This is a genomic window from Butyrivibrio sp. ob235, from assembly GCF_900109475.1.
GTDB lineage: Bacteria > Bacillota > Clostridia > Lachnospirales > Lachnospiraceae > Butyrivibrio.
Map to the genome: position 1 here is coordinate 21361 of NZ_FOBE01000001.1, position 25748 is coordinate 47108.

Annotated in this window: 22 protein-coding genes and 1 pseudogene; 16 read left to right on the forward strand and 7 right to left on the reverse strand. The window is 40.2% G+C overall.

Annotated elements, in window-relative coordinates; translation table 11 throughout:
* The first annotated feature begins 7 nt into the window (after window positions 1-7).
* The 4 genes from BMW61_RS00095 to BMW61_RS00110 all read left to right on the forward strand — a co-directional run bounded on the left by BMW61_RS00095 (window position 8) and on the right by BMW61_RS00110 (window position 3794).
* A complete protein-coding gene (locus BMW61_RS00095) occupies window positions 8-1183 on the forward strand; it encodes a pyridoxal phosphate-dependent aminotransferase (RefSeq protein ID WP_091819347.1) in 1176 nt (391 codons plus the stop codon).
* Window positions 1184-1305: 122 nt separating this feature from the next.
* Window positions 1306-2232: an FKBP-type peptidyl-prolyl cis-trans isomerase gene (locus tag BMW61_RS00100; protein ID WP_022759778.1), complete on the forward strand. Its 927-nt coding sequence runs from the start codon at window positions 1306-1308 to the stop codon at window positions 2230-2232.
* 16 nt (window positions 2233-2248) lie between these two features.
* Complete coding sequence (locus BMW61_RS00105; protein WP_022759779.1) at window positions 2249-2473, forward strand: hypothetical protein; 225 nt, start codon at window positions 2249-2251, stop codon at window positions 2471-2473.
* Window positions 2474-2510: 37 nt separating this feature from the next.
* Window positions 2511-3794 carry an O-acetylhomoserine aminocarboxypropyltransferase/cysteine synthase family protein gene (locus BMW61_RS00110; protein ID WP_091819348.1) on the forward strand — a complete coding sequence of 428 codons (1284 nt, stop codon included), beginning with the start codon at window positions 2511-2513 and terminating at the stop codon, window positions 3792-3794.
* Here the strand turns inward: BMW61_RS00110 and BMW61_RS00115 are convergent.
* Complete coding sequence (locus BMW61_RS00115; protein ID WP_091819349.1) at window positions 3778-5004, reverse strand: ribonuclease H-like domain-containing protein; 1227 nt, start codon at window positions 5002-5004, stop codon at window positions 3778-3780. The genes BMW61_RS00110 and BMW61_RS00115 overlap by 17 nt on opposite strands.
* A 255-nt stretch (window positions 5005-5259) precedes the next feature.
* On the opposite strand from BMW61_RS00115, the gene rsxC reads away from it, so the two are divergent.
* From rsxC to BMW61_RS00145, 6 genes and pseudogenes are all read left to right on the forward strand, one after another.
* The gene (gene rsxC / locus BMW61_RS00120) at window positions 5260-6576 is read left to right on the forward strand and encodes an electron transport complex subunit RsxC (RefSeq protein ID WP_022759782.1); all 1317 of its coding nucleotides are present in this window, start codon (window positions 5260-5262) and stop codon (window positions 6574-6576) included.
* 16 nt (window positions 6577-6592) lie between these two features.
* On the forward strand, window positions 6593-7543 hold the full coding sequence (locus tag BMW61_RS00125; RefSeq protein WP_026497619.1) for an RnfABCDGE type electron transport complex subunit D: 951 nt from the start codon (window positions 6593-6595) through the stop codon (window positions 7541-7543).
* Complete coding sequence (locus BMW61_RS00130) at window positions 7540-8142, forward strand: FMN-binding protein (RefSeq protein WP_022759784.1); 603 nt, start codon at window positions 7540-7542, stop codon at window positions 8140-8142. Before BMW61_RS00125 ends, BMW61_RS00130 begins: the two co-directional genes overlap by 4 nt.
* A gap of 10 nt (window positions 8143-8152) precedes the next feature.
* Window positions 8153-8869, forward strand: a pseudogene (gene rsxE / locus BMW61_RS00135) (electron transport complex subunit RsxE); the annotation flags it as partial.
* 215 nt (window positions 8870-9084) lie between these two features.
* Window positions 9085-9672 (forward strand): electron transport complex protein RnfA, encoded by a 588-nt coding sequence (locus BMW61_RS00140; RefSeq protein ID WP_022759786.1) that lies wholly within the window; start codon window positions 9085-9087, stop codon window positions 9670-9672.
* Window positions 9673-9761: 89 nt separating this feature from the next.
* Window positions 9762-10559, forward strand: coding sequence for an RnfABCDGE type electron transport complex subunit B (locus BMW61_RS00145; protein WP_022759787.1), 798 nt, complete (start codon window positions 9762-9764; stop codon window positions 10557-10559).
* A 562-nt stretch (window positions 10560-11121) separates the two neighbouring features.
* Here BMW61_RS00145 and BMW61_RS00150 read toward each other — a convergent pair.
* The 3 genes from BMW61_RS00150 to BMW61_RS00160 form a co-directional block, all read right to left on the reverse strand.
* Window positions 11122-11868 carry a PDDEXK family nuclease gene (locus BMW61_RS00150; protein WP_175475051.1) on the reverse strand — a complete coding sequence of 249 codons (747 nt, stop codon included), beginning with the start codon at window positions 11866-11868 and terminating at the stop codon, window positions 11122-11124.
* A gap of 385 nt (window positions 11869-12253) precedes the next feature.
* Entirely contained in the window at window positions 12254-12736 is a 483-nt protein-coding gene (locus tag BMW61_RS00155; RefSeq protein WP_091819351.1) for a hypothetical protein, read from the reverse strand.
* A 59-nt stretch (window positions 12737-12795) separates the two neighbouring features.
* Window positions 12796-13596, reverse strand: a complete 801-nt coding sequence (locus BMW61_RS00160; protein ID WP_175475052.1) for a heparan-alpha-glucosaminide N-acetyltransferase domain-containing protein — start codon at window positions 13594-13596, stop codon at window positions 12796-12798.
* A 759-nt stretch (window positions 13597-14355) separates the two neighbouring features.
* Between BMW61_RS00160 and pyk the strand changes: the two genes are divergently transcribed.
* Window positions 14356-15771: a pyruvate kinase gene (pyk, locus tag BMW61_RS00165; RefSeq protein WP_091819353.1), complete on the forward strand. Its 1416-nt coding sequence runs from the start codon at window positions 14356-14358 to the stop codon at window positions 15769-15771.
* Entirely contained in the window at window positions 15771-16928 is a 1158-nt protein-coding gene (locus tag BMW61_RS00170; protein WP_091819354.1) for an N-acetylmuramoyl-L-alanine amidase family protein, read from the forward strand. Before pyk ends, BMW61_RS00170 begins: the two co-directional genes overlap by 1 nt.
* 45 nt (window positions 16929-16973) lie before the next feature.
* Here BMW61_RS00170 and BMW61_RS00175 read toward each other — a convergent pair whose 3' ends face one another.
* From BMW61_RS00175 to BMW61_RS00185, 3 genes are read right to left on the reverse strand one after another with little or no spacing between them, the layout of a single operon-like run.
* Complete coding sequence (locus BMW61_RS00175) at window positions 16974-17489, reverse strand: DUF308 domain-containing protein (RefSeq protein ID WP_091819355.1); 516 nt, start codon at window positions 17487-17489, stop codon at window positions 16974-16976.
* Between the two features lie 3 nt (window positions 17490-17492).
* Window positions 17493-18599, reverse strand: coding sequence for a DUF6765 family protein (locus BMW61_RS00180; protein WP_091819356.1), 1107 nt, complete (start codon window positions 18597-18599; stop codon window positions 17493-17495).
* A gap of 1 nt (window position 18600) precedes the next feature.
* Entirely contained in the window at window positions 18601-19092 is a 492-nt protein-coding gene (locus BMW61_RS00185) for a hypothetical protein (protein WP_091819357.1), read from the reverse strand.
* Window positions 19093-19351: 259 nt separating this feature from the next.
* Between BMW61_RS00185 and BMW61_RS00190 the strand changes: the two genes are divergently transcribed.
* The 4 genes from BMW61_RS00190 to pheS all read left to right on the forward strand — a co-directional run bounded on the left by BMW61_RS00190 (window position 19352) and on the right by pheS (window position 25733).
* Window positions 19352-20923: a BspA family leucine-rich repeat surface protein gene (locus BMW61_RS00190; protein ID WP_091819358.1), complete on the forward strand. Its 1572-nt coding sequence runs from the start codon at window positions 19352-19354 to the stop codon at window positions 20921-20923.
* 2 nt (window positions 20924-20925) lie between these two features.
* Window positions 20926-22542: a BspA family leucine-rich repeat surface protein gene (locus BMW61_RS00195; protein ID WP_091819359.1), complete on the forward strand. Its 1617-nt coding sequence runs from the start codon at window positions 20926-20928 to the stop codon at window positions 22540-22542.
* Window positions 22543-22573: 31 nt separating this feature from the next.
* Window positions 22574-24391 carry a BspA family leucine-rich repeat surface protein gene (locus BMW61_RS00200; protein ID WP_091819360.1) on the forward strand — a complete coding sequence of 606 codons (1818 nt, stop codon included), beginning with the start codon at window positions 22574-22576 and terminating at the stop codon, window positions 24389-24391.
* A gap of 322 nt (window positions 24392-24713) precedes the next feature.
* Entirely contained in the window at window positions 24714-25733 is a 1020-nt protein-coding gene (pheS, locus tag BMW61_RS00205) for a phenylalanine--tRNA ligase subunit alpha (protein WP_026497609.1), read from the forward strand.
* The last annotated feature ends 15 nt before the right edge of the window (window positions 25734-25748 follow it).

Genomic DNA, 25748 nt, shown 5'->3' on the forward strand with positions numbered 1-25748 from the left:
GAAATAAGTGCTTCACGGCGGAGAAATATACGACAAAGAAATAAAATATGACTTCTCGGTAAATTTGAATCCAAATCCCTGCCCGGATTCCGTAAGACAGTCTTTAGTGGATGCTATAAAGCAGGTAGATCAATATCCTGATATAACACAAAGAGAATTCAGGGAGAAGGTGGCAGAAGCAGAGAATAAATATCTTGCAGAGGAAGCCAGCCTAACCCGCACAAAGAATAATGCAAATAATGAATCGAGGAACTTGAATATTTCTCCTGATATGATCATTGGTGGTAACGGGGCATCAGAACTTATACTTGCAATTATTAAGATGCTGCAGCCTAAGAAAGTTCTTCTTCCTATTCCAAGCTTTTACGGATACAGACATGCCTTGAAGGCACTTAATAGCACAGAGAATAATTCAGAGAATATCGTGAATAGCAAAGATGATAATACTGGACAGGCTACGGGTAGGATAATTGTAGACGAATATCTTTTAAAGCCGGAAGAACAATTTGAGCTCAAGGATGATTTTATAAAGAATATTACAAATGATACAGATGCTGTAATTCTTGCAAATCCAAATAATCCCACAGGCAGATGCGTCGGCGAAAACATCCTCGAGAAAATCATAAGAAAATGCAATGAAACTCAAACTAATCTGATAGTTGATGAATGCTTCTTACATCTTTCAACAGGAGCGGCGAGCGCTGTAAAATATCTTGATAGATCAGATAACCTATATATTATTAACGCTTATACCAAGCTGTTCTCAATTCCCGGAGTGCGTATCGGATATGCTATTTCGAGCGAACAAAACATTTCAAGACTAAAACAGTGTTTGCCTGAGTGGAATATGTCTATATTCGCACAGAAGGCAGGGATAGCCTGCACAAACAGTTTGCTTGATACAAACTTCGAAGAAGAATCCAAAGCGCTGATTAAAGAAGAGAGAGAAAAACTCATAAAAGTTTTTTCTGAAAAAGGAATTAGAGTATATCCTTCCGATACAAATTATCTTCTTATCAAAAGTGATAACAATTTATATGAAAAATTATTATCAAAAGGGATTCTGATAAGAGACTGTTCAAACTTCAAAGGCCTTGAGGAAGGATTTTACAGAATTGCCATAAAGGATTCTTTATCGAATTGTGAACTGATGCATAATTGCAATAACTGCTTTTTCTCATAGAAATAATGTGCTTTTACTGTTATAATGTAGAAAGTTTTGAGTAAGTGTCGAACGTGATTATTGTTCGACGTTCTGTCGGGAATATACACGCTTGGCGGAACAAAGTTTTAGGAGGTAATACAATGAGAATTGCAGTAACTTATGACAACGGTGAAGTGTTTCAGCACTTTGGACATACAGAAGAGTTCAAGATCTATGAAATAGAGGATGGAAAAGTTAAGTCTTCGGAAGTAATCGGATCAAACGGACAGGGACATGGCGCCCTTGCAGGACTTCTTGGCAACAATGACATCGACGTACTTATCTGTGGAGGTATCGGTGGTGGCGCTAAGGCTGCTCTTGATGAATGCGGAATTGAGCTTTGCGCAGGAGCGCAGGGAAATGCTGATGAAGCGGTAGAGGCTTATCTTAGAGGAGAGCTTGAAAGCACAGGTGTAAACTGTGACCATCACGGCGAAGGACATACTTGCGGAGATCATCACGGTGAGGAACACTCCTGTGGTTCTCACGAAGAAGGTGGCCACTGCGGTAGCCATGGCTGCGGCGAAGAAGAGGAGTCTATGTGCGGACACGAAGGCGGCTGCGGCGGCTGCAGCGGATGTAGTTCCCAGCCTCCGATCGAGGGTAAAAATGTCGGTAAGATTTGCCGCACACATTACAAGGGCACATTTAATGACGGCACACAGTTTGATTCTTCCTATGACAGAGGTGAGCCTCTCCAGTTTATCTGTGGTTCAGGCATGATGATCCGCGGCTTTGACGAAGCTGTTGCAAATATGGAAGTAGGCGAGACTGTTGATGTACATCTTATGCCTGAAGAAGCTTATGGCGAGTTTGACCCTGAGGCTGTTTTCACTGTGGAAATCGCAGAGATGCCGGGATCAGAGGAACTTACCGTAGATCAGCAGGTTTATCTCCAGGATATGTACGGAAGACCGATTCCTGTGAAGGTTACAGCTAAGGATGAGAAGACTATCACTTTTGATGCTAACCATGAGATGGCGGGAAAAGAACTCAATTTCAAGATAGAGCTTGTTGAAGTAGTATAATTTCGGGTGTGAAAATATGCTGGATAAATTCATTATAATTGGGGCTACAACCCTGACACTGAGTGGTATTCTCGGTGCGATTCTTGTAATTTCCTGGCCGGATAATCAGGAGATTAAAATAAAAGAGTTAAATCTTAAGTGGAAGATACCGCTTCTTATTGAGGCGCTTCTTGTTGTGGCTACATTGGTTCTTGCTATTCTTTCCATAATTTTCTGGTTTAAGGGCGGCAGAACGCTTTGATATGTGAATAAATGAACTTTCTACATAAGGAGGAGTTATGAAAAATTACAAGTTAAACACTAAATGTGTTCAGGGAGGATATACTCCGACTAACGGAGAGCCCAGACAGATTCCGATTGTTCAGTCTACTACTTTTAAGTATGACACCAGCAGTGATATGGGAAAACTGTTTGATCTCGAGGCTTCCGGCTATTTTTACACAAGACTTCAGAACCCTACAAATGATTATGTAGCAGCAAAAATTGCTGAGCTTGAGGGTGGAACAGCAGCAATGCTCACTTCCTCAGGACAGGCAGCAAACTTTTTTGCGCTGTTCAATATCTGTGAAGCGGGAGATCACATTGTATCCTCTGCTTCAATTTACGGTGGAACTTTTAATCTTATCGCTGTAACAATGGCAAAGATGGGAATCACGGTTACCTTTGTTGATCCTGATTGTACTGAGGAAGAGCTGAACGCTGCTTTTCAGGACAATACCAAGGTTGTATTCGGTGAGACAATAGCTAATCCTGCGCTCACTGTTTTGGATATTGAGAAATTCGCGAAGGCAGCACATGAGCACGGTGTTCCACTTATTGTAGACAACACATTCCCGACACCTGTTAACTGCAGACCTATTGAGTGGGGTGCAGATATTGTTACACATTCCACAACCAAGTATATGGATGGTCATGGAGCTGCAGTCGGCGGAGCTATTATTGATTCCGGAAAATTTGATTGGATGGCACATGCAGACAAGTTCCCCGGACTTACAACTCCCGACGAATCTTATCACGGTATTATTTATGCAGAGAAGTTTGGTAAAGAAGGTGCTTTCATTACTAAAGCTACAACACAGCTTATGAGAGATCTCGGAAGTATCCAGTCCCCTCAGCATGCATTCTATTTGAATCTCGGACTCGAGTCACTTCATGTTCGTATGCCTCGTCACGTTGAGAATGGAACAGCTGTTGCAGAGTTCCTTGAAAAGCATCCCAAGGTAGTTAAGGTCAACTATCCCGGACTTAAATCTGATCCTTATTACGACAGAGCTATGAAGTATATGGGTAACGGCGGATGTGGAGTTGTATCCTTCGAAATTGAAGGTGGAAGAGCTGCAGCCGAAGAATTTATGGGTAAATTAAAGCTTTGTGCTATTGAGACACATGTTGCAGATGCAAGAACCTGCTGCCTCAATCCGGCAACTTCAACACACAGACAGCTTACAGATGAGCAGCTCGAAGCAGCCGGAATTCCTGCTGGACTTATCAGAATCAGCTGCGGACTTGAAGATAAGGAAGACCTTATCGCAGACATCGAGCAGGCTATGCATTCGCTATAATATGCCCCAGCACATGCACCGCATACAAGCTCATAGCGGCGCGGCTCTGCTTTAGTGCATCGGTCAACTCAAAATACATGGTCTTATCGTTATAGTCCCATTTGAATACAGGCGAGAAAATGGCATCCCATTCCTTCAGATACTGCCCGGGTTTTCTGGTATAGCAGTTAGCTGCGGTTGCCTGAACCCTGTGAGTCTTGTCAACAAACTGTGCGACGGACTTATGCAGTGCCTGATCTTCAGCGGGAAGATAATAATAATCCTTGTAATTGTTGTAGAAGAATTTTAGCTCGGCTTCAAGGAGCGGAATACGAAGAGTGGCAGTGTCGCCTTCAGCCTTGAAGTAGCAGCCCTTATAGGATGCACCTATAGAAGAAGGAAGCGTATCGGGAAGAGATATTTTCATAAGTATCTCTTCCTTTTTTGTTCCGTCAATATCCTTATAATAGTTTGCCTGGACTTTCATTGCGCGAATAGGCAGGTCTATCACAGCATCGGGATTTTCGTTTTCAGAACCTTCATCAACCAGGAATCCAGTGCGAACCTCCGGGAATACCGAAGCATCTGTATTGAACAGAATAACCTTCTGATTTATAAGCTTTTGGAAAAGATCATGATAGTAAAGAGCAGGCAGTAGCGCAAACATACCGCGGACATCATCAGCGTTATGAAGCAGCAAAAGATCATAGGAGCGCTCACTCTGAGAAATAAGATAATCCTTGTATACACTTATAAGTTCGCCTCCGGTGTAGACATCTGTTCTGTCGATACCCAGGAATAACTCAATTGTTTTTTGTTTGCAGTCAGGGACTCCGAGAATGTTTTTATATGGAGCAACCCTCTTGTAAATATCAATGGATTTTGCGGTTTCGAGAGTGTCTTCGATATGGAACCTTTCGCATTTGAACTTGATAAAACGCAGATCAAATCTGTCACCGTTGAAATGTAACAGAACCTTAAAGTCCTTTGCAAATGCGAGAAACGCTTTTAAAAGTTCGTCTTCCTCACCGCGCTTATCGGCGAAGAACTGACGGAGCTGCCAGGTTCCTTCTTTGTAGTAAGCACAACCGATGAGATAAATGACACTGTTTTTCGGAGAAAGACCGGTGGTCTCTATATCTAAAAAAAGGATATCTGCAGGATTATCACAAATCCTGCTAAGCGGGTATCCATCTGCAGTATTTTCTATTTTTTCATTTACTATTTTCATACCAATACTCCGTAAAATTTTAGAAAAACTATAAACATTTTCATTGTAGCACACAAATAGTGAAAATAAATGAGTATATTTCTTATTAAAATCTGACTAATTCCAAATAATTGTAGTATAATAATTTCAGTATTTTTATTCGTTCAGAATAACATTATTTGGGGTGGGGGTGTTTTCTTTATATTTTTCCATTTTTAAGTAATATTTTTCTGGGCAAAAATTAGCCTTATATGGCAATAAAAGAAAGGGTAGGAAATGGCTAAATTAACTTTTGTGGGGGGAGTTCATCCTTACGAAGGCAAAGAGCTTTCTAAGGATAAGCCCATCAAGGAAGTCCTGCCAAAGGGTGATCTTGTCTATCCGATATCTCAGCATATCGGGGCACCTGCTAAGCCTATCGTTGAGAAGGGCGATCATGTACTGGTGGGACAGAAGATTGCTGAAGCAGGAGGCTTCGTCTCAGCACCAATCTATGCAACTGTATCAGGAACAGTCAAGGGAATTGAGAAGAGAAGACTGGCTACCGGCGGTATGTGCGACAGCATTATCGTTGAAAATGACGGTCTATACGAGGAAGGCGAGATGCTTCCTACCAAACCCTTGGAGGAACTTACCACGCAGGAAAAGATTGACCTCATAAGAGAGGCCGGTGTTGTCGGAATGGGTGGTGCCGGATTCCCTACTGCTGTCAAATTATCTCCAAAAGAACCTGAAAAAATCGAGTATGTAATTGCAAACTGCTCTGAATGTGAGCCGTACCTTACCAGTGACTATCGTCGTATGGTTGAGGAACCCGAGCTCCTTCTCAGCGGTCTTAGAATTGCGGTTTCGCTTTTCCCGAATGCGCGAGGTATTCTTGCTATCGAGGATAACAAACCGGATTGTATAGCAAAATTCCGTGAGCTTACCAAGGATGACGATAAGATCATGGTAAAAGCCCTTCAGACAAAATATCCTGAAGGTGCAGAGCGTATGCTCATATATGCGTGCACAAAGAGAGAAATCAATTCTTCAATGCTTCCCGCTGATGCAGGATGCATCGTAGATAATGTTGATACTCTGTGTGCGGTAAGCAGAGCTGTTACCGAGGGAAGACCTTTGATGGAGAGAATAGTTACCATCACGGGAGATGCAGTAGCTGATCCCCGTAACTATAAGGTCAGAATCGGAACAAACTACAGAGAACTTCTGGATGACGCAGGCGGATTTGTAAGAACTCCGGCTAAGATCATTTCAGGCGGACCCATGATGGGATTTGCACTGTTTGACCTTGATGTTCCCACAACCAAGACTGCTTCAGCGCTTACCTGTCTTACTGAGGATGCTGTTTCCGCAATTGAGCCCAGTGCCTGCATTAACTGTGCGAAATGTGTGGATGTGTGTCCCGAGAGACTCATCCCAAAGAACCTTGCGGATGATGTTGAGAATGGTCAGGAAGAAAAATTCCTTGCCGAGTATGGTATGGAATGCTGCGAATGCGGATGCTGCAGTTATATCTGCCCCGCAAGAAGACAGCTTACTCAGCTGATCAAGGGTATGCGTAAGATTCAACTTGGAAAGAGGAAGAAGTAACAGAAAGGAAAAAACAATGAGCGATATGATGAAAGTTTCGTCAAATCCGCATGTTCGGTCCGGTGTGACAACTTCAAACATAATGATGTGGGTTGTCATCGCACTTCTTCCGGCTGCCGGTTTTGGCATTTATAATTTCGGTATCGACGCCCTGATAATACTTTTGATTTCGGTATTCTCCACTGTCGCTACCGAGTTCTGCTATGAAAAGATAATGAATAAGAAAATCACTATAGGTGATTTTTCTGCAGTTGTTACAGGTCTGCTCCTTGGAATGAACCTGCCTTGCACAGCTCCCTGGTGGCTTCCCATCGTCGGTGGCGTGTTTGCGATTCTTGTTGTAAAGATGCTCTTTGGAGGTCTTGGACAGAACTTCATGAATCCTGCCCTTGCTGCAAGATGCTTTTTGCTTATATCATTCCCGGCACTTATGACCAATTTTGCAACGGATACTTATACATCACCCACACCTCTTGCTGCTCTTAAGGCAGGAGAAGAGGTTACCGTTATCGATATGATCATTGGTAAAATCCCCGGTACAATCGGTGAGACATCAATGATTGCGATAGTGATAGGTGCATGTATTCTTATCATGCTTGGAATCATTGATTTAAAGATTCCCGGAACATACATTGCTTCCTTTGTACTGTTCGTTATCATTTTCGGAGGACATGGATTAAACGGCACATATATTTCTGCACAGCTTGCAGGTGGCGGACTTATGCTTGGTGCGTTTTTCATGGCTACCGACTATGTAACGAGTCCCATAACTACAAAAGGAAAATATATTTATGGCGTGTTCCTCGGAGTACTTACCGGAATTTTCCGTGTATTCGGAGCTTCCGCAGAGGGTGTTTCCTATGCAATCATCATCGGTAATCTGATCGTTCCGCTCATCGAGAAGTACACAATTCCGAGAGCCTTCGGTATCAGACCCGTAGAAAAGAAGGAGGAGAAAAAAGCATGACAGATGTAAAAACTATGCTGAAAAATGCACTCATTCTTTTCATAATCACTCTTGTTGCAGGTGTTTCTCTTGGATTTGTTTATCAGGTTACGAAGGATCCGATAGCATATCAGAATGAGCTTGCACAGATTAAAGCTAATCAGGCAGTTTTTCCTGATGCAGCTAATTTCGAGGATGTTGATCTTGATGAAGCTACAGCTGCTTCGGTACTCAGCGGCCCCGATTACAGCAAGATAGAGATCAATAGTGTGAAAAAAGCAGTTGACGGTTCCGGCAACGGTCTTGGATATGTCGTTCAGGTTACAAGCGGAGGATACGGAGATAAGATTGTCTTCACGGTTGGTATAACAAATGAATCCGTGGTTAACGGCATTTCACTTATTTCCATAAATGAGACTCCGGGTCTTGGAATGAATGCTGAGAAGGTACTTGTACCTCAGTTCCCGGGAAAACCGGCAACTCAGTTTTCTGTTACAAAAAATGCAGCTTCTTCAGATAGTGAGATAGCAGCTATTTCAGGTGCAACAATCACATCTAAAGCGGTTACTTACGGCGTAAATGCAGCTGTTGCATATTTCCAGGCTGCTCTTAACGGTTAAGGAGGTTCGTATGAGTGAAGAGAAAAAAGGAGCCTTGGGCTTTACACAGGACACTCCTATCGAGCGCTTCCTGAATGGACTTATAGTTGAGAATCCCACACTGGTTCTCATGATCGGAATGTGTCCCACGCTTGCAGTTACGACTTCCGCTATAAACGGTGTAACCATGGGACTTGCTACAACATTCGTTTTAGCACTCAGTAATGCGGTTATATCACTCCTTAGAAAAGTGATTCCGGATACCGTTCGTATCCCTGCATTCATCGTTGTAATTGCTTCGTTCGTTACACTGGTTCAGCTTGTTATGCAGGCTTATGTTCCGGTTATGTATCAGGCACTGGGCGTATACATTCCGCTTATCGTTGTTAACTGTATTATTTTTGGTAGAGCAGAGGCTTATGCTTCCAAGCACAACGTTGTTCCTTCATTTTTCGATGGAATAGGAATGGGACTTGGCTTTACCTGCGCTATCACAGTTATCGGTCTTTTCCGTGAGCTTATCGGTGGCGGCACAATGTTTGATGTACAGGTATTTGGTGAGGGCAGTGTTGTTCCCGGACCTGTAGGATATTTCTTCAGCCAGTATCAGCCGATTCGTATTTTCATTCAGCAGGCAGGTGCATTCATTGTTCTTGCAGTTCTGATTGCAATAATGAATCAGGTTAAGTTCAATCTTGAGAAGAAGGGCAAGGATACTTCCAAGTTTGGTGTCGGCGGTTGCTGTAGTGATGTGGAGATCAAGGATCCAAAGAAAGTTAAGGAAGAGCTTCTTGCAAAAGAGAAGGCAGAGGCAAAGGCTGAGGTTGTTAAGCCAATAGAAGCTAAAGCAGATGTGGTAAAGCCTTCCGATATCAAGGTTCCCGAGAAAGAGCCTGTAGTAGTTGGTAATGTATCGGAGCCACAGATCAAAGAAGTAATTGTTCCGGGAGAGGAGGATAAGAAATGACAGATACGATTATAGGACTTTTGTCCATTATGATTACAGCCTCTCTTGTTAACAACGTAGTACTTAGCCAGTTCCTCGGACTTTGTCCTTTCCTTGGAGTTTCAAGAAAAACAGAGACAGCTTTCGGTATGGGTATGGCGTGCGTTTTCGTTATTTCGCTTGCATCCCTTGTTACCAATGCAATTTACAAATTTATACTTTCACCACTCGATTTATCATTCCTGCAGACCATCGTTTTCATCATGGTTATAGCGATGCTGGTTCAGTTTGTTGAGATGTTCCTCAAAAAGTTTGTGGTATCTCTCTATCAGTCACTGGGTGTATATCTTCCCCTTATTACTACAAACTGTGCGGTTCTCGGTGTTGCGCTCAACAATGTAACAGACGGTTACAGCCTTCTTGAGAGTACAATCTGCGGCTTTGCTACAGCAGTTGGTTTTACGATTGCCATCGTAATTCTTGCAGGCATTCGTGAGAAGATTCAGTTCAATGACATTCCCAAGCCTTTCAGAGGAATGCCCACCGTACTTCTTGCATCTGCACTTATGGCGATAGCGTTTACAGGATTCTCAGCATTGAGGTGAGATAGCGATTCTGAATAAATCCTCTGCCTTCCCCTTGGGGGGAAGGTGTCAGACGAAGTCTGACGGATGAGGGGAAAAAGGAGAAAATTATGATTAGTGGTGTACTCATTGCTACTGCAGTGGTTGCCGGTGTTGGTATTCTTATCGGAATAATCCTTGGCGTTGCCGACATGAAGCTGCATGTAGATGTAGATGAGAAAGAACAGGCTATTTTGGAAGCACTTCCCGGAAATAACTGTGGTGGATGCGGATTCCCCGGATGTTCGGGATGCGCTGCAGCTATCGCCAAAGGTGAAGCTCCGGTTTCACAGTGTCCGGTTGGAGGACCTCCGGTAGCTGCTGTTATATCAGGAATTATGGGAGTTGATGCGGGCGAAGCAAAGCGTATGGTGGCTTATGTCCACTGTGGCGGCGATTGCGAACAGGCAACTCAGAGATATGAATATTACGGAGCAGAAGACTGCCGAGTTATCAATCAGGTTCCCGGTGCCGGTCCCAAGACTTGTACCTTCGGATGTTTAGGCGGCGGAAGCTGTGTGAATGTGTGTCAGTTTGATGCTATTCATGTGGTAAACGGAATAGCAGTAGTAGATAAGGAAGCTTGTAAGGCCTGTGGCCAGTGTATCAACATCTGTCCCAGACACCTTATTGACCTTGTTCCCTACGATGCAACAGAGTCGGTTCGTTGTAAGTCAAATGATCCAGGCCAGGCAGTTAACAAATACTGTAAGGTCGGCTGTATCGCTTGCCACATCTGTGAGAAGAACTGTCCCGCAGGTGCAATTACCGTAGAGAACAACGTTGCCTCCATCGATCAGGACAAGTGTACACATTGCGGCCTCTGCGCGCAGAAGTGCCCGAAGAAGGCAATAGAGGTTATTTCCTGAATAAATTCTTAGAAGAATATCTTGCTGTACTGGTACTTTTTAGATTATTTTTTTATTACATATGGGCATGCCATTAAAGGCATGCCCAGTTTTTATGGCTATTTTTCTATCTATTCATTTTGGTACAAGAAATTGGATATAAGATAGTTCAAGATAATACAGTCTATACCAAGATAACTGATGTTTCCGAAATATATAGGTGCGCGTAAATGGGACCATTACCAATATATCGAGTGATTCACTGATATATTGGTATGATGAAATTGATGTATTACCAAGAAAAAGCGAGATATACCAATATATTGGTATAAACATAATTGTTAATTACCAATATATTTCACAAATCTCAAATATCTTGGTTTGGTAACGAAATATTATTACCAAGATATCTTAAGAATTCGCATAATCTTGGTTTGATACTGATTTTTAATAACCTAGATTTTCTGAAAAAACTATATATCTTGGTACGATAACCCATTTTCGCGACCAAGAAACAATAAATATAAAAAATATATAGGTACAAGTGTAATTTACGACAACCAAGATAATACGAAACAATGAATCAGGAAAAGTGAACCTTTATGAAGTTTTCAACTATCATAGAATTTAATGGCGACTTAGAATTCTCGTATGTTACCAATAGGTTCTTTCCTAATTGTATTCCTGATTTCTCGTAATCTCTGAACTTCAATATGTTGTTTTCAATATACTGAGGATTATCTAGCATTCCTAAATGCTCCCAATATACAATACTTCCGTTATGAGGATGCAGAATCGTAAAATCAGGATATCGGATTTCACCGTTGTGCAGTGAAACAGGGCACTCGTATTTATAAGGGATGCCATGTCTAAATAATGCATTAGCTATGATTTCCTCTGATTTTGATCGAACATGTTCGCCTCTTCTTGTCATATGTAAGGTATTATCTCCATCATTTTTCTTAGCAGTATAAGGTGAGTTTTGCCAGATATTAGAATAGTCATTTATTGTCATATCAGCGTAATCCAATGCATCTCTTAATTCGTCAGGAAAAGTAGCCACAATTGTGGCTGTTTTGCCGGGATTGCTATTGATGAATTTCTGAATGCCTTTAAGTTCTGCTTCTGCGGCGCTTACATATTTCTTGTCGTATTTTTTCTGAGCCAACGACCTAATTAATGGCATCTCTGACTTAGAAATATAGTTTCCTTTTATGTTATTCTTACCACCAAGATAATATTGGCTACAGTGCTTTTTCTTTACTATTCGAAGACTACCGGCGGGAGCACTTTTCAGACGTTTTTTACGAGTTGCAATTTCCTTTTTCAAAAATTCAGCTCTTTTTTTAAGAAATGGTATGAATTCATACTCCGGTACTATATTATTACTTTTGTTCATTTTTTATATTGCAAAAAATAAAATAATTTTGCTTGATTTATTCCTTTCTCCCATGGCCTATGGGTGTATTTAGTTTCACATATCAACATGTCATAGTTGTGAAAATAATATGCTGAACGCATATCAATTATCGGATTGATAACGAATCATATATAACCATAAATTTGCATTCATGTCAAGTGAGATGATTTGTGCGAATTTAACAGTAGATTTTTACATGCATACTTTGAAGGCGACAAATAAAAATAAGCACAAGCTTATACTTTATAGTAAAAGCTGTGCTTATTCTCACTTTTAACCATGCCTAAAATAATTATCATTTTTTTCCATTAAACGGCTTATTGGCAGCAATATAGCCGTTACCGGATACACATTTTTGTATATCTTCAAATTTCTTATTATCCTTTACATAAACCTCATAGTTTCGTTCTCCTGTAAGAACAAGTTTTAACTTATTATCACCGGCTCTTGCAATGGACAGATTCCAGTCTTCACCGTCGTGAGTTATTTTAAGATTGATTTCTTCACTCGTCTCGGGCTTATCAAAAGTAAAATAGCCTCTCGTTGATTGGAGAATAGCGCTTAGTGCTGTAAGGTTATCGCGACTTATCCTGTACTGTCCGTCAACGCCTTCACCAACGCATATATCTGCCTCATTGAAAAGGACAAACATATCTACTTTGAATTTGCGGAGCTTGTTTGACATTATAAGAATAACTGCGATCAATGCAATAGCTCCCACAAAAGCAACGGTAAAAACTATCGCAAACCCCATACCTTTAGTTTTTTCTTTCTTCATACCTTATGTCTCCTCCTAATGATGCAATAATCCCCTCTAAAAAATATATGCTTATTCTATCATAATAGCATCGTAATTCCATATAAAATTGGCTGATGTATCATATATATTAAAAGTGAATGTTTTCCAATCCAGGAAAAAGGCTGTATTTTTATTTTGAAATAACTTTTACTAAACCGCTTTTCAAGAATACCATAGAGAAAAAATCCTGTGAGGAAAAGGAAAAACCAGGGCATAATTGAAAAATAGTCTGATGAAATAAAGCCCTCCTGCATAAATCCAAGATAAGTCAGATGCAAATTGGACATTCCGTCATTAAGGCCTCTTCCGTATAATGCATCGGGAAGAGCCAGTTTATATACTCCAAAATTCAATAATCCGACGTTGATTTTCTTTGTGATTGCAAATAATATGGCAGAAATAAAAAATCCCCATAGTGGATCAAACAGATGCTTGTTTTCTTTTGTGTGATTGGCATTATCGATGATTCCAAGCTTTTTTAGCAAAAAAATAACCAGTCCAAGAATAAGCATAGATGAGCCAAGGAGAGTAAGCACACCAATATAAACCGGATCCTCCGGCAGTACTATCAGGGTAACTCCTGTAACGATGAACCCACATAATGATACGATCAGCCCATTCCTGATTGGCTGTCTTGCAAAGTGCAGACAAAAGCCTGATATCAATATAAAGCTCCAGCATATGCTCTGTTGCCACATATATGTTCCGATGGTTCCGTACCATGGCATGTTGAATCCTTTAATAAACTTAAGATCCCAACAAAAATGATACAGTATCATACTGATTACAGTTATGCCTCTTATCGTATCTATTGATTCAAGTCGATTTTTGGTCTGCATTTTTTTTATTTCCCCCATCGTTTTTCTATTCATCTATGATAACACAGCTTTGGATAACTATGATTAGTTGAATATCAATATTTTGATTATTATTTATCAGATAAGAGGAGTAGTGTATCTTGGGGACAATTGTCTGAAGTATATCATTGGACTCAGGTACATTATTGATCTCAAGTCTTCTGGGATAAGGACCGCTTTATGAGCCTGAATATTTTATAAATTAGCATTATCTTGGTAATGCTTAATTGCACCTGTACCCATAAAAATTTAATATTAAAATATCTTGGTATTTAAAATGGGTTACAGTACCAAGATATACATGTAATTCGTGAAATTTGGGTGATGAAAAATCGATATCGTACCAAGAAATATGGAATTATATAAAAATCTTGGTATAAAAAAGTTATTACCGAACCAAGATATTTGAAATATATGAAAAATATTGGCTATTATCAATCCTGTTTATACCCAGAAAATGGGTAAATATGATATTTCTTGGTAATACAACGATTTCATCATACCAATAAAATTGTGAATTACTCGATATATTGGCATTGGCCATGCTCATGTATACCAAGATATCCTTATTTAATAAATAATCTTGGTAGGCAGTAATAAAATTGACGTTAGGGAAAATCTCATAAAAAATAAGAAGTTTTGTAATTTGATTTCTTTATTATAAATGGGTAGATAAAAAATATAAGATGTATTATATTTAGGGCATGCGTTTCGAAAATATATTTAATATAGGAGATTTTTATGAGAAAAACCAAAATTGTATGTACTATCGGTCCGGCAAGTGAATCAGAGGAGATGATTGCAGCTCTCTGCAAGGCAGGCATGAATGTTGCGCGTCTCAATTTTTCACACGGAGATCATAAAGAGCAGCTCACTAGAATAAAGAGAATCAAGAAAGTAAGACAGGAGCTTGGACTTCCCATCGCTATTCTTCTTGATACAAAGGGACCGGAGTACAGAATCGGAACCTTTAAGGATGGCAAGGTTCATCTTGAAGAAGGTAAAAAGTTCACCTTTACAACCGAGGATATAAAGGGTGACGACACCATCGTTTCAGTTAGCTATAAAAACCTTGCGAAGGAGCTTTACAAGGGCGACAGAATCCTTTTAAATAATGCACTTTTGGAGTTTAAGGTTCTTAGTACAGACGGCACAAGGATTGAGACAGAGGTTGTAACAGGCGGTGAGCTCTCGGATAAGAAGAGCATGAGCTTCCCCGGAAAACACATCAAGCAGGTTTACCTCTCAGAGCAGGATAAATCAGATATCCTTTTCGGTGTTGAGAACGATGTGGACTTCATTGCATGTTCCTTCGTTTCTGTAAAGCAGGATCTTGTGGATGTTCATAATTTCCTTAAGGCTAACGGCGGGGATGACAAGGTTCAGCTTATTGCGAAAATTGAGAACCAGTCAGGTTATGACAATATTGAAGATATCTGCAAGGAGTGTGACGGTATCATGGTTGCGCGAGGCGACATGGGTGTTGAGGTTCCGTTTGAACAGCTTCCGGCAATTCAGAAGGATCTTATCACTAAGTGTCGTATGCTCGGAAAGCGTGTAATTACTGCTACGGAAATGCTTGAGTCTATGATCCACAATCCGCGTCCCACAAGAGCTGAGACTTCTGACGTTGCAAACGCTGTATATGACGGAACAAGTGCAATCATGCTTTCAGGCGAGACAGCTGCAGGTGCTTATCCTGTTCAGGCGGTTGAGACCATGGCTAAGATTGCGGAGACAACCGAGCAGAATATACATTACAACAAGCGCTTCTACAACTATGATTTCATTATAAAAAGTGATGTGGATGCAATTTCTCATGCGACCTGCGGAATGGCTATAGACCTTGACGCAAAGGCAATTGTTGCTTGCACACTTTCAGGACGCACAGCAAGAATGGTTTCAAGATTCCGCTCACCTGTTGATATAATCGGCCTTACTACTAATGAAAAGACCTGGAGATGGCTCTCACTTTCCTGGGCAGTTACACCCAAGATGTGTGATGTATTCCCTTCAACGGATGTGCTTTTCTACAGTGCAAAGAAGGTTGCAATTGAAACCTTTGACCTTAAGGAAGGCGACAAGATAGTTATAACAGGTGGTGTTACAAACGGCGAATCAGGTAACACAAACCTTATCAAGATAGAGGATGTTTAATGAGTAAGAAAGCAAAAAGAGCAGTTCCCTTTATAGCTTTAGGGGTAAGCTTTGTAGTGTTATTAACTGTAGTTGTTGCGGTTTTGCTTCGGGATCCCGTAGAGGTAAGAGAAAACTCAGGTGATGAGGCCGAGCAGGTTGTAGCACAGACAGAGACTGTAGATGCCGCTGAAAATGCAGCGGAGGATCCCGAGACTTCAACTGATAATCAGACAGTAACAGAGGAATCTGCCGAAGTGCAGGGTGAAGGCGTAAATACAGAAAATTCCGAGGCAGACAAGGCGCAGGAGCAGACAAGCGCAGAAGAAGTTCAGAGCGAAGCAGAAGATCAGGCAACAGCTGAAGATACTCAAAATGTAAATGAGGAACAGACGAATGAAGCAGATGCTCAAAATTCAGAGGATGCTAAGGATGCAGCTCAGGAAGAGTCATCTTCCGAAGATACTCAGGTTGAAGGCGAGGAACAGGCAAATGCCGAGGAAGTACAGACTGAAACTGTGGCAGCTCCTGCTGAAACACCTCACACAGGTGGTCACATCGTATGTATCGATCCCGGACATCAGAATGGTGCAATGACGGATAAGGAGCCCAACGGACCCGGTTCAAGCACTATGAAAATGAAGGTTACCGGCGGTACGGCAGGAAAAACCACAGGCCTTGCAGAATATCAGCTCGCTCTTACTATCGGACTTATGCTTAAGGATGAGCTCACAAGACGCGGTTATACTGTTATTATGACAAGAGAATCCAACGATGTAAGGATAACCAATATTGAGAGAGCACAGATAGCAAATAATGCTGGCGCAGAAGCATTTGTAAGAATACATGCAAACGGTTCCGACGATACTTCTGTAAACGGAGCAATGACTATCTGTCAGACTCCTTCAAATCCTTATAATGCGAATATGTATTCTCAGTCAAGAAAGCTTTCGGATTGTGTACTGGATGCATATATTGCTGCGACAGGATTTAAGAAGCAGTATGTTTGGGAGACGGATACCATGACAGGTATCAACTGGGCGACTGTTCCATCAACCATTATCGAGATGGGCTATATGTCCAATCCTACAGACGATACCAATATGGCATCACCTGAGTATCAGCAGAAGATGATGCTTGGTATTGCAAACGGTATAGATAATTATTTTGCACAATAAATAAAAAGTACTGTCAGACTCGATTTACGAGAAGACAGTACTTTTTTAAACATTTTTTCTAAGTGCCCCGACAAAACGAAATAGTGCGGAATATATGAGCCCGACGGAATATATAATTACAACCGTGTGAGTTTCTTTTATAAAGATTATACAGCAGGCTGCAAGAATCATATCGTATATTCCGTGTGCTAATTTAAGTTTAAAGGCTCCGCCATGGCTCCTGTTTTCCAGTGCCCGAAGAATTTCCACAAGTCCGGTAAAACTATGTAAAATTGCAAGATACAGAATAACATAGATGCGTGGAATATTGTTCAGCGTACAAGTCAGATATCCGAAATCAGTGAAAATTACACCCTTGTACAGCATATACTTGCCGCCTATCATATGACGTGCCATGGTAAAAAAATATATTAGGGTATTAATTCCGTAAAACAAAAGACCGACGCCAAGAATAAGGACAATGTAAGAATATGCATGCTCGGGATATAAAATAAGTGCTACCGCAGCGATGATCATAAATATGGAAAATATGAAACTTTTGATTTTTTGAACTCTGGTCATATATTAGTGCCTCTTTATTTTCCTGGAGGAAAAACCTGCCAGGAAATTTCCTGATTTTTGAATCTCACTTTTTACCATCATTTTTTGATCTAAAGCAGCGTTAAGAAATTTTCCGAGAAATGTATGTTTCTTTTGCTCAATAAGAGCGCCCCGGTATTCATCCAGATATTTATTTATGTTGAAGTCCTCAATCTCCATGCCGGAGAGTTCCTCTCCGAAAGCTTTCCAATCCGCGTTGGCGTTAAGCTGGCGCTTTTCGAGAATACCGCGGATACGATCTTTGTAATCGGCGATGGCGTTAGTATCATATTTTTCAAGCTCGAAAACATCATTACTTCCGCGTAGATACTTCATTGCATATATCATCTGGCAAAAAGCATTCATATAATCGGAAGGATTGTCTTTTAGTATTATAGAATAATTCCCCCACATAGGAGTATATTTGTATCTTGCAAAGCTATAATCCGGGAAATGACCGGCTCTTCCGTGTCCGAGATTCATTATGGAGTTTTCGTTTCCCTGATACAGAGAATTGGTGTAAAGTCCCTTTTCTATATCATCGGGAAGAGTTGCATTGTGCCTGAAGCTGATCTGTCGCTCAGTAAAACCGTTTCCATCAGGAATAAGCTCATAAAAATCATAGTTTGTATTGTTTATTACAAGGGAAGGAGTGCCTGCAAAATACCTATGAGCCCAGGTATCGGCAAGGATGTGCATGGCAATGCCCACCGCCTGGAGAGGTTTGTCCTTTGCAAGGTCTATAGTCTTGGAAACCAGTTCTCCGTTGGGGCCGCAGATTAGTCTGTATTTGTTTTTATACCTTTTTGAAGCCCACTTTTTTTCTGCATACAGATCATAGGGCAAAAAGTGAAAAGCGGTCCAAATTCCTGTGATTTTCTGTAACCCCAGTATATCAGTGGGCATATCCATGAGCTCAAGATTAAGCTGTGTTGTGGCATACTTATCAGGCACCATTATCCTTGACAGGAAAGCTGCCGTGCATTCATCTACAAACTGGGCACTGTAACAGATATCCATACATTCTTCATGGGAGTATCCGGCAAGAAATGCGGCACAGTAGGTTGCGTAATAATGAAAATCAAGCTGCATATCACATCCTCCCCAGTTGTCTTTTGGTTTTTGCCGAAAGGAAATATGATACGAACATATCGAGAATAGCGAAGCAAAAAGCAACATCAGTTAAGAATGAAGCAATGGTAGTATCATTCGGGTCTGAGCTGGTTTCGATAAAAAATCTATTAAAACCGGAAAAGGTCAGAATCAGTGCAAAAAAAGCCCAAAAAAGGAAAGCTTTCTTGTTCTTTTTTCCACGACCTACAAGAATGGCACAGCCTCCAACATAAAGGTGCCATAAAAGAATCAGGATAATAACAAAGACTAAAATACCTGTTACTATTCCTTTCATAAAAGGAATTTCAGTATTACCGCCGGTAACAAATTCAAAGAAATCAATGTCTCCGAAAGCAATTTCTTCAATAGCCTTTATTATAGTCCAGATACCGAAAATAATAATGCCTACACCACTTACAACAAGACCATTGTTATATTTTCGAAGGCGTCTTTCCAATTCTGTTTTGTCCATTTTTATACCCCTGGTAAGAAAAGTGTAAAATTTAAAATAGGTATTTATCTACTTAATATAATTTTAACTTAGCAATATTCTTTTTACAACGCTCAGAATAATTGTAACTTTTGAATATGTGATAATGGAAGATGATTAAATGATGAAAAAATAATACTAAACAATTTTCATATTGATAAAGGCAGTCAGGAATTGGTAAAATAAAGAACTAAAGAGTGCCTTCTGTTGGCATGAAGAAAGTTAAAAGGGGACATTTTAAATGAAGAGGAAATTGGGGAATCTGTTATTCGTCATCACAGCTCTGCTGTGTTTTTTTGTATTATCCGGAAATTCTTCCATACTATCAAAAGCAGCTGAAACGAAAACTGCAACAGTGAACGGAACTCTTTTGGAAGGAGAGTCTTTCTGTGCTGCAGTTAAGAATCTTGCTAACGGTAAGACCTGGATGCAATACAACACTACAGATAATAAGGTTACGAAGATTGTTTTTGTATCTAAAACACCTACAGGTCAAAAGGGCAGCAAATCTGTCGGGACAGGTGTTACAGCTTATTATGACGGAAAGGGCGTTGTTTCCGTATACAGTGCTGCTGAGAAAATAATCTTTCCGGAAAATTCCGCATATATGTTTTCTTATTATGCAAACCTTGCACAGATTGATTTTGGAAACGGCAGAATAAATACATCAAATGCAGTCAAAATGTCCGGCATGTTTCGTGGCGATACCAGTTTAAAGACTGTTAACTTCGGGAATTTTAATACAAAGAATGCCTATGATATGAGCTGGATGTTTGGAGGCTGTAAAAACCTTACAGACCTTGATCTTAGCAGCTTTGAGTCTGACAGAGTTTATTCTACAGAAGGCATGTTTACAGGCTGTGACATGCTTAAAAAAGTGATCTTCAGAAAATTCAATGCAAAAGGCGTAGGAGTTATGAGCAGTATGTTTGCTAATTGCAAAAGCCTTGAAAGCATTGATTTAAGTTGTTTCGGCCCTTCTGAGGTTGTAAAAATCAATAATATGTTTTATGCCTGTGATTCTTTGAAAAATATCATTATTCCCAATTTTAGTGCGACAAATGTTTGCGAGGCTGACAGCATGTTCGCCAATTGCCCAAAACTTGAATATATAGATATGAGAAGCCTTGATCTGTCTGCAGCACCAGTTACGGATTCAATGCTATACGAGTGTTATAACTTAAAAGCAGTTATTACACCCAAGGCTACCAGAGGCTTTATGGATTTTCCTACTTTAATGGTTATTGATAATAACTCTGACGGAAAACCCGATGTTGCAGGTACTTACCATAAAAACCCGGTTTCAGACACTATTAATAGAATGATTCCTTTTGATGAAAACACAATGACCTATGCACCTGCATTGGACACTCCTAAGGATGAACCTGTTGAAAATGTAAATGAAAATGTGTATGGGGAAAAGGAAGTTACTATAAAAGGCGTAACATATCGCTTCAATACTGATGGAAGTGCGGTAGTTACAAAGATTACGGCAAAGGGAAAGGTGTCTATCAATAAAGTTACTTATGAAAAGATGACACATCCTGTAAGAAAGATTGAAGCAGGCGCCTGCAAGGGAAATAAAAAAATCAAATCGCTTACCATTGGAAAAAATGTAACTGTGGTTGGAAAGGATGCATTTAAAGGCTGTAAAAAATTAAAGAAGATATCTATAGATGCAAATAAATCCCTGAAGATCGAGAAAAATGCGTTTAAAAAGATTGCAAAGAAGGCAACGATTTCTGTAAAGGGTATTAAAGGTAAGAAGAAATCCAAACTTGTAAAAGCAATTAAGAAACAGATAGGGGCGTGAGTATGAAAAAAGTAAAGAATGCACTTATAATCGCCGCAGGATTTTTATTTATTTTTTGTATGACAACATTAAACTGTGAGGCAAGAAGTTATTCAACCGAAAACGGTACGATTAACAATATGAGTGATTTAAAGCGTCTGGCAGGAGTGGAGTCTTATACAGCGTCATCAGGCTTTACGTTGCAAACACTTATAAATAAAAATATAAAGAAGATGATTTTCATAACAAATGCTGATGTGACTCCTTATAAGAGCTTTCCCAGCGCTTCCGTGGGGTATGGAGTATCTACATATTATGATAAAAGTACCGGAGCAGCATATGTATGTACAACAGCTTCTAAGATTATTTTTGATCAGCCCCAGGGCACTTTTCAAGACTTTAGAGCACTTGAAGAAATTGATTTTTCAAAGGCTAATGTCTGTTTTTCAAAAGATGCGGATTCAACAAGGTATATGTTTGCATACTGCCAGAAGCTTAAATTTGTTGACCTTAGCTCCTGCGATACATCAAATGTTACAGATATGACATCTATGTTTGAAGATTGTGAAAGCTTAACGAGCGTAAAGCTTGGAAATTATAAGACTGCTAAGGTTACTTCTTTCAAAAGGATGTTTTACGGATGTGAGAGATTGGAGAATCTGACGCTTCGAAGCTTTGATACATCAAACGCCAGTGACATGAGAGGAATGTTTGGAAAATGCAGAAACCTTAAAGAACTGGATGTTTCAACATTCGATACTTCCGCAGTAATGTATATGGGTTATATGTTTGGACAGTGTAATGGTCTTACAGCTTTGAATCTCAGCTCCTTCGATACCAAGGCAGTATTAAACATGGGATCAATGTTTGAAGGCTGTGAGAATCTTGGGTCATTGGATCTGTCTTCCTTTGATGTGAGCAGTGCGACTTATCTTAATGCGATGTTCTACGGATGTCGCAGCCTTAAGTATCTGAACCTGAGCTCTTTTGAGCTTTCGCAGAATACAATTACAGGTGCGGGATTCCTGAAGGGCTGTAAAGCAATTACTATTCTTGATGCACCGAAGAAGGTTGCAAAAGAGATTGATCTTCCAATCGAATATTATATTGACAATAATAAAGATGGAAATCCTGATACAAAGACAAAATATTCTAAAATGGCGGTTGCAAGTACAAGTAACAGATACATATTCTGGGTAGAAAAGCCCGTTGTAGCGCCTAAAAAGACTCCGACTATAACCAAGGTACACTCATTTGGTATCGACTATGATATACATCCGGATGGAAGAGTAGTCGTAACAAAGATAAGTGTCCTGGAAAATGTAGCTATAGATACTGTTAAAGCAAAGGGTGTGAGATACCCCGTAACAGAGATAGCGGATGGCGCATGCAAAGGAAACAAAAATATTCAGACTATAGAAATAGGTTCTTCAGTTAAGTCTATCGGTAACAGTGCATTCTACGGATGCAAAAACCTTAAGAAGGTAACTATAAATGCGAATAATCATTTGCATGTGGGCTCTGATGCATTTAAAAAGATGAGCAGAAAGACCGTGATACAAGTAAAGGGCATCAAGGGAAAGGCAAAGAAACAGCTTGTAAAGACGATTAAAAAGAATACAAATGCTAAGGTAAGATGACCTTTATGAAGGAAATACGGGGAAATAAGGTATGAAAAAGATATTTAGATATATGATGTTTGTCTTTGCTGTTTTATTTGCACTTGTTCTTACGCCAAAGACAGCTTTAGCGGCAAGTAAAACTACCGGACAGCTCTATAATGGGACAACCTTTAATAAAAAAATCAAGAAGATTACGGTTGGCGAAGAGGATATCAGCTATATTGCCAGTGGTGTTAAGAAAATTATTTTTACAAGAGATAGTAAAACGTATCAGGCATTAAAAAATAGAACAGTAGCTTTACCTAAGGAAACAGTTGGAAGCGGCGCTACTGCTTATTATGATGCAGCGGAAGGTACTGTTTATGTTTACTCAGCAAATCAAATGATTTTTGACACCGACTGCAGCAACATGTTCACCGGTTTTGATAATCTGGAAACTATTACATATGATAAGCTTTCAAGCGTTAATGTAACTAAGGTTTCAAGAATGAAGAATATGTTTGACTTCTGCAAAAAGCTGACCTATTTTGACGCAAAGATGTTCAAGGGAATCAAAGCGACAAATGTATATGGAATGTTTGCAGGATGTCAGTCTTTAAAAAGTATTGATCTTAGCGGGATTGATTTGAGTTCTGTAACAGACTTATCCTACATCTTTGATGGTTGCAGTAATCTTGAATATATAAGCTGGAAAAAGTTTGATACATCTAAAGTTACAACGATGAAAGGCGTATATCACGGCTGCAAGTCAATTAAAACCATAGTCTTTCCTGATTGGTTTACGATGCCAAATGTAACAGATATGATGTTCTGTTTTGATGGCTGCTTAAGTCTTGTGTCTGTTGATTTCGGAAAAATGACCGCAGCAAAAGTAACCAATATGCAGCAGATGTTTGATGGCTGTACATCCTTAAAGTCGATCACCCTGTCAAAGCTTAATACAGCTAAGGTGAAAGATATGTCATGGATGTTTGTGGGTTGTACAAGCCTTGAATCTGCTGACCTTCATACTTTTAATACATCAAATGTTACCGATATGGGACACATGTTTAAAGGGTGCACAGGCTTGAAAACAGTCAATTTAAGCGGCCTTGATATAAGAAAAGTTGAATCGGTTGCTGAAATGTTTTACGGCTGCAGCTCCTTGGAATCACTGGATTTAAAGGATTTGGACTTTTCTACAGTTTGCAGTAAAACCTATTATGCTGATTTGATTTTAGGGTGCGATAATTTAAAAGTACTTACATCACCTAAAAATGTCACCAAGGCTATACCGCTTAAGGCGACATTTGCTCTTGATGATAATAAAGATGGCAAGCCGGATACTGCTGAAAAATACAAAGTATTTCCTATATCAAAGACAAGTCACAGATATATCAGGATATCTGATGAGAAGCAGACGGGAGATTACAGCGGATCTCAGGAATACCAAAATGATACGGTTGTAGAATCCAAGCCTGTCGATAAGACTGTAAAAGTGGGCAGCAATACCTACATAATTCATCCTGACGGAACTGCTACGGTAACTAAGATCGCAGCTAAAGGAAAAGTAAAAATAGACGAAGTAAAAGCTTTCGGAGCTAAGCACCCTGTAACAAAAATTGCAGATAGTGCAGCAAAGGGAAATAAAAAGATAAAGTCACTTACCATTGGTTCAAAAGTGACATCTATTGGTAAAAACTCATTCAAGGGCTGCAAAAAACTCAAGAAAGTAACAATTAAAGCCAATAAGAATCTTAAGGTTGGAAAAGGTGCTTTCAAAAAGCTTCCCAAGAGGGCTGTGATTCATGTCAAAGGAATCAAAGGCCATGCTAAGAAGAAGCTCGTTAAGGCAATAAAGAAGCAAACAAATGCAACTGTTTCTTGACTTTTCATTACATGATAGTTAAACTAGTTTGCAGAGCGTTGAAGATGTGGGGCGTGCCCCAAGATGTTCTGTTTTCCATAACAGAGAAACTGGTCGGCGGCTGAGAGCCAGTTTGGTAAAGACAGTTCGGAATTTTCGCATCGGAGCTACAATTTCATTAAGAATTAAGCGTCTGTCATTTGATGACAGGAATCAGGGTGGTACCGCGGATTATATTCGTCCCTTACATCGTTTTTGATGTAAGGGATTTTTTATTGGTATTTAGAAAAAGTTCCTTAGATAAAACGATATCAGAACTTCATTTTTAAGGAGGATTCACATGATAAAAGAACAATTGGAAAAAATCAGGGAGAGCGCGCTTAAGCAGATCGGCGAGACAGATGGCCTCGATATGCTTAATGATATTCGTGTTAATTTCCTTGGAAAAAAGGGTGAGCTTACAAGCATCCTTAAGAGCATGAAGGATGTTGCTCCCGAGGACAGACCTAAGGTTGGTCAGATGGTTAACGAGGTTCGCGAGGAGATTGAGAAGAGCCTTGAAGCTACCAAGAAGAAGATGGAAGCAGCTGTTCGCGAAGCTAAGCTTGCCAGCGAAACCATCGATGTAACTCTTCCTGCAAAGAAGAATAACGTAGGACATCGTCATCCCAACACAATTACACTTGAGGATGTTGAGAACGTATTTATTGGAATGGGCTACGAAGTTGCTGAAGGTCCCGAGGTTGAGAAGGATTACTACAACTTTGAAGCACTCAATATTCCTGCAGATCACCCTGCAAAGGATGAGCAGGATACTTTCTATATCAGCGGAGATCTGCTTCTTCGTACACAGACCTCATCTACACAGGTACATGAGATGGAGAAGGGCAAGCTTCCTATTAAGATGATTGCTCCCGGTCGTGTTTTCAGAGCAGACGAAGTTGACGCAACACACAGTCCCAGCTTCCACCAGATTGAGGGACTTGTTATTGATAAGGACATCACATTTGCAGACCTTAAGGGAACACTTGCTGAGTTTGCAAAGGAAATCTTCGGCGAGGATGTTAAGGTTAAGTTCAGACCTCATCACTTCCCGTTCACAGAGCCCTCTGCAGAGATGGACGTAAGCTGCTTCAAGTGCGGCGGTAAGGGCTGCCGTTTCTGTAAGGGTGAAGGCTGGATCGAGATCCTCGGTTGCGGTATGGTTCATCCTCACGTTCTTGAGATGAGCGGAATCGACCCTAATGAGTACACAGGCTTCGCATTTGGACTCGGACTTGAGCGTATCGCAGTTCTTAAGTACGAAATCGACGACATGAGACTTCTGTACGAGAACGACATTCGATTCTTAGAACAGTTTTAACTTAAATAGAAAGTG

Excerpts from the sequence above, each read along its gene's own strand:
- BMW61_RS00140 (WP_022759786.1), top strand. The coding sequence starts at position 9,085 with ATGACAGATACGATTATAGGACTTTTGTCCATTATGATTACAGCCTCT.
- BMW61_RS00115 (WP_091819349.1), bottom strand. The coding sequence starts at position 5,004 with ATGAAAATAGTAAATGAAAAAATAGAAAATACTGCAGATGGATACCCG.
- BMW61_RS00200 (WP_091819360.1), top strand. The coding sequence starts at position 22,574 with ATGAAAAAGATATTTAGATATATGATGTTTGTCTTTGCTGTTTTATTT.
- BMW61_RS00185 (WP_091819357.1), bottom strand. The coding sequence starts at position 19,092 with ATGGACAAAACAGAATTGGAAAGACGCCTTCGAAAATATAACAATGGT.
- BMW61_RS00130 (WP_022759784.1), top strand. The coding sequence starts at position 7,540 with ATGACAGATGTAAAAACTATGCTGAAAAATGCACTCATTCTTTTCATA.
- pyk (WP_091819353.1), top strand. The coding sequence starts at position 14,356 with ATGAGAAAAACCAAAATTGTATGTACTATCGGTCCGGCAAGTGAATCA.
- BMW61_RS00160 (WP_175475052.1), bottom strand. The coding sequence starts at position 13,596 with ATGCAGACCAAAAATCGACTTGAATCAATAGATACGATAAGAGGCATA.
- BMW61_RS00175 (WP_091819355.1), bottom strand. The coding sequence starts at position 17,489 with ATGACCAGAGTTCAAAAAATCAAAAGTTTCATATTTTCCATATTTATG.
- BMW61_RS00170 (WP_091819354.1), top strand. The coding sequence starts at position 15,771 with ATGAGTAAGAAAGCAAAAAGAGCAGTTCCCTTTATAGCTTTAGGGGTA.
- BMW61_RS00145 (WP_022759787.1), top strand. The coding sequence starts at position 9,762 with ATGATTAGTGGTGTACTCATTGCTACTGCAGTGGTTGCCGGTGTTGGT.
- BMW61_RS00110 (WP_091819348.1), top strand. The coding sequence starts at position 2,511 with ATGAAAAATTACAAGTTAAACACTAAATGTGTTCAGGGAGGATATACT.
- BMW61_RS00125 (WP_026497619.1), top strand. The coding sequence starts at position 6,593 with ATGAGCGATATGATGAAAGTTTCGTCAAATCCGCATGTTCGGTCCGGT.
- BMW61_RS00100 (WP_022759778.1), top strand. The coding sequence starts at position 1,306 with ATGAGAATTGCAGTAACTTATGACAACGGTGAAGTGTTTCAGCACTTT.
- BMW61_RS00190 (WP_091819358.1), top strand. The coding sequence starts at position 19,352 with ATGAAGAGGAAATTGGGGAATCTGTTATTCGTCATCACAGCTCTGCTG.
- BMW61_RS00155 (WP_091819351.1), bottom strand. The coding sequence starts at position 12,736 with ATGAAGAAAGAAAAAACTAAAGGTATGGGGTTTGCGATAGTTTTTACC.
- BMW61_RS00180 (WP_091819356.1), bottom strand. The coding sequence starts at position 18,599 with ATGCAGCTTGATTTTCATTATTACGCAACCTACTGTGCCGCATTTCTT.
- BMW61_RS00195 (WP_091819359.1), top strand. The coding sequence starts at position 20,926 with ATGAAAAAAGTAAAGAATGCACTTATAATCGCCGCAGGATTTTTATTT.
- BMW61_RS00105 (WP_022759779.1), top strand. The coding sequence starts at position 2,249 with ATGCTGGATAAATTCATTATAATTGGGGCTACAACCCTGACACTGAGT.
- rsxC (WP_022759782.1), top strand. The coding sequence starts at position 5,260 with ATGGCTAAATTAACTTTTGTGGGGGGAGTTCATCCTTACGAAGGCAAA.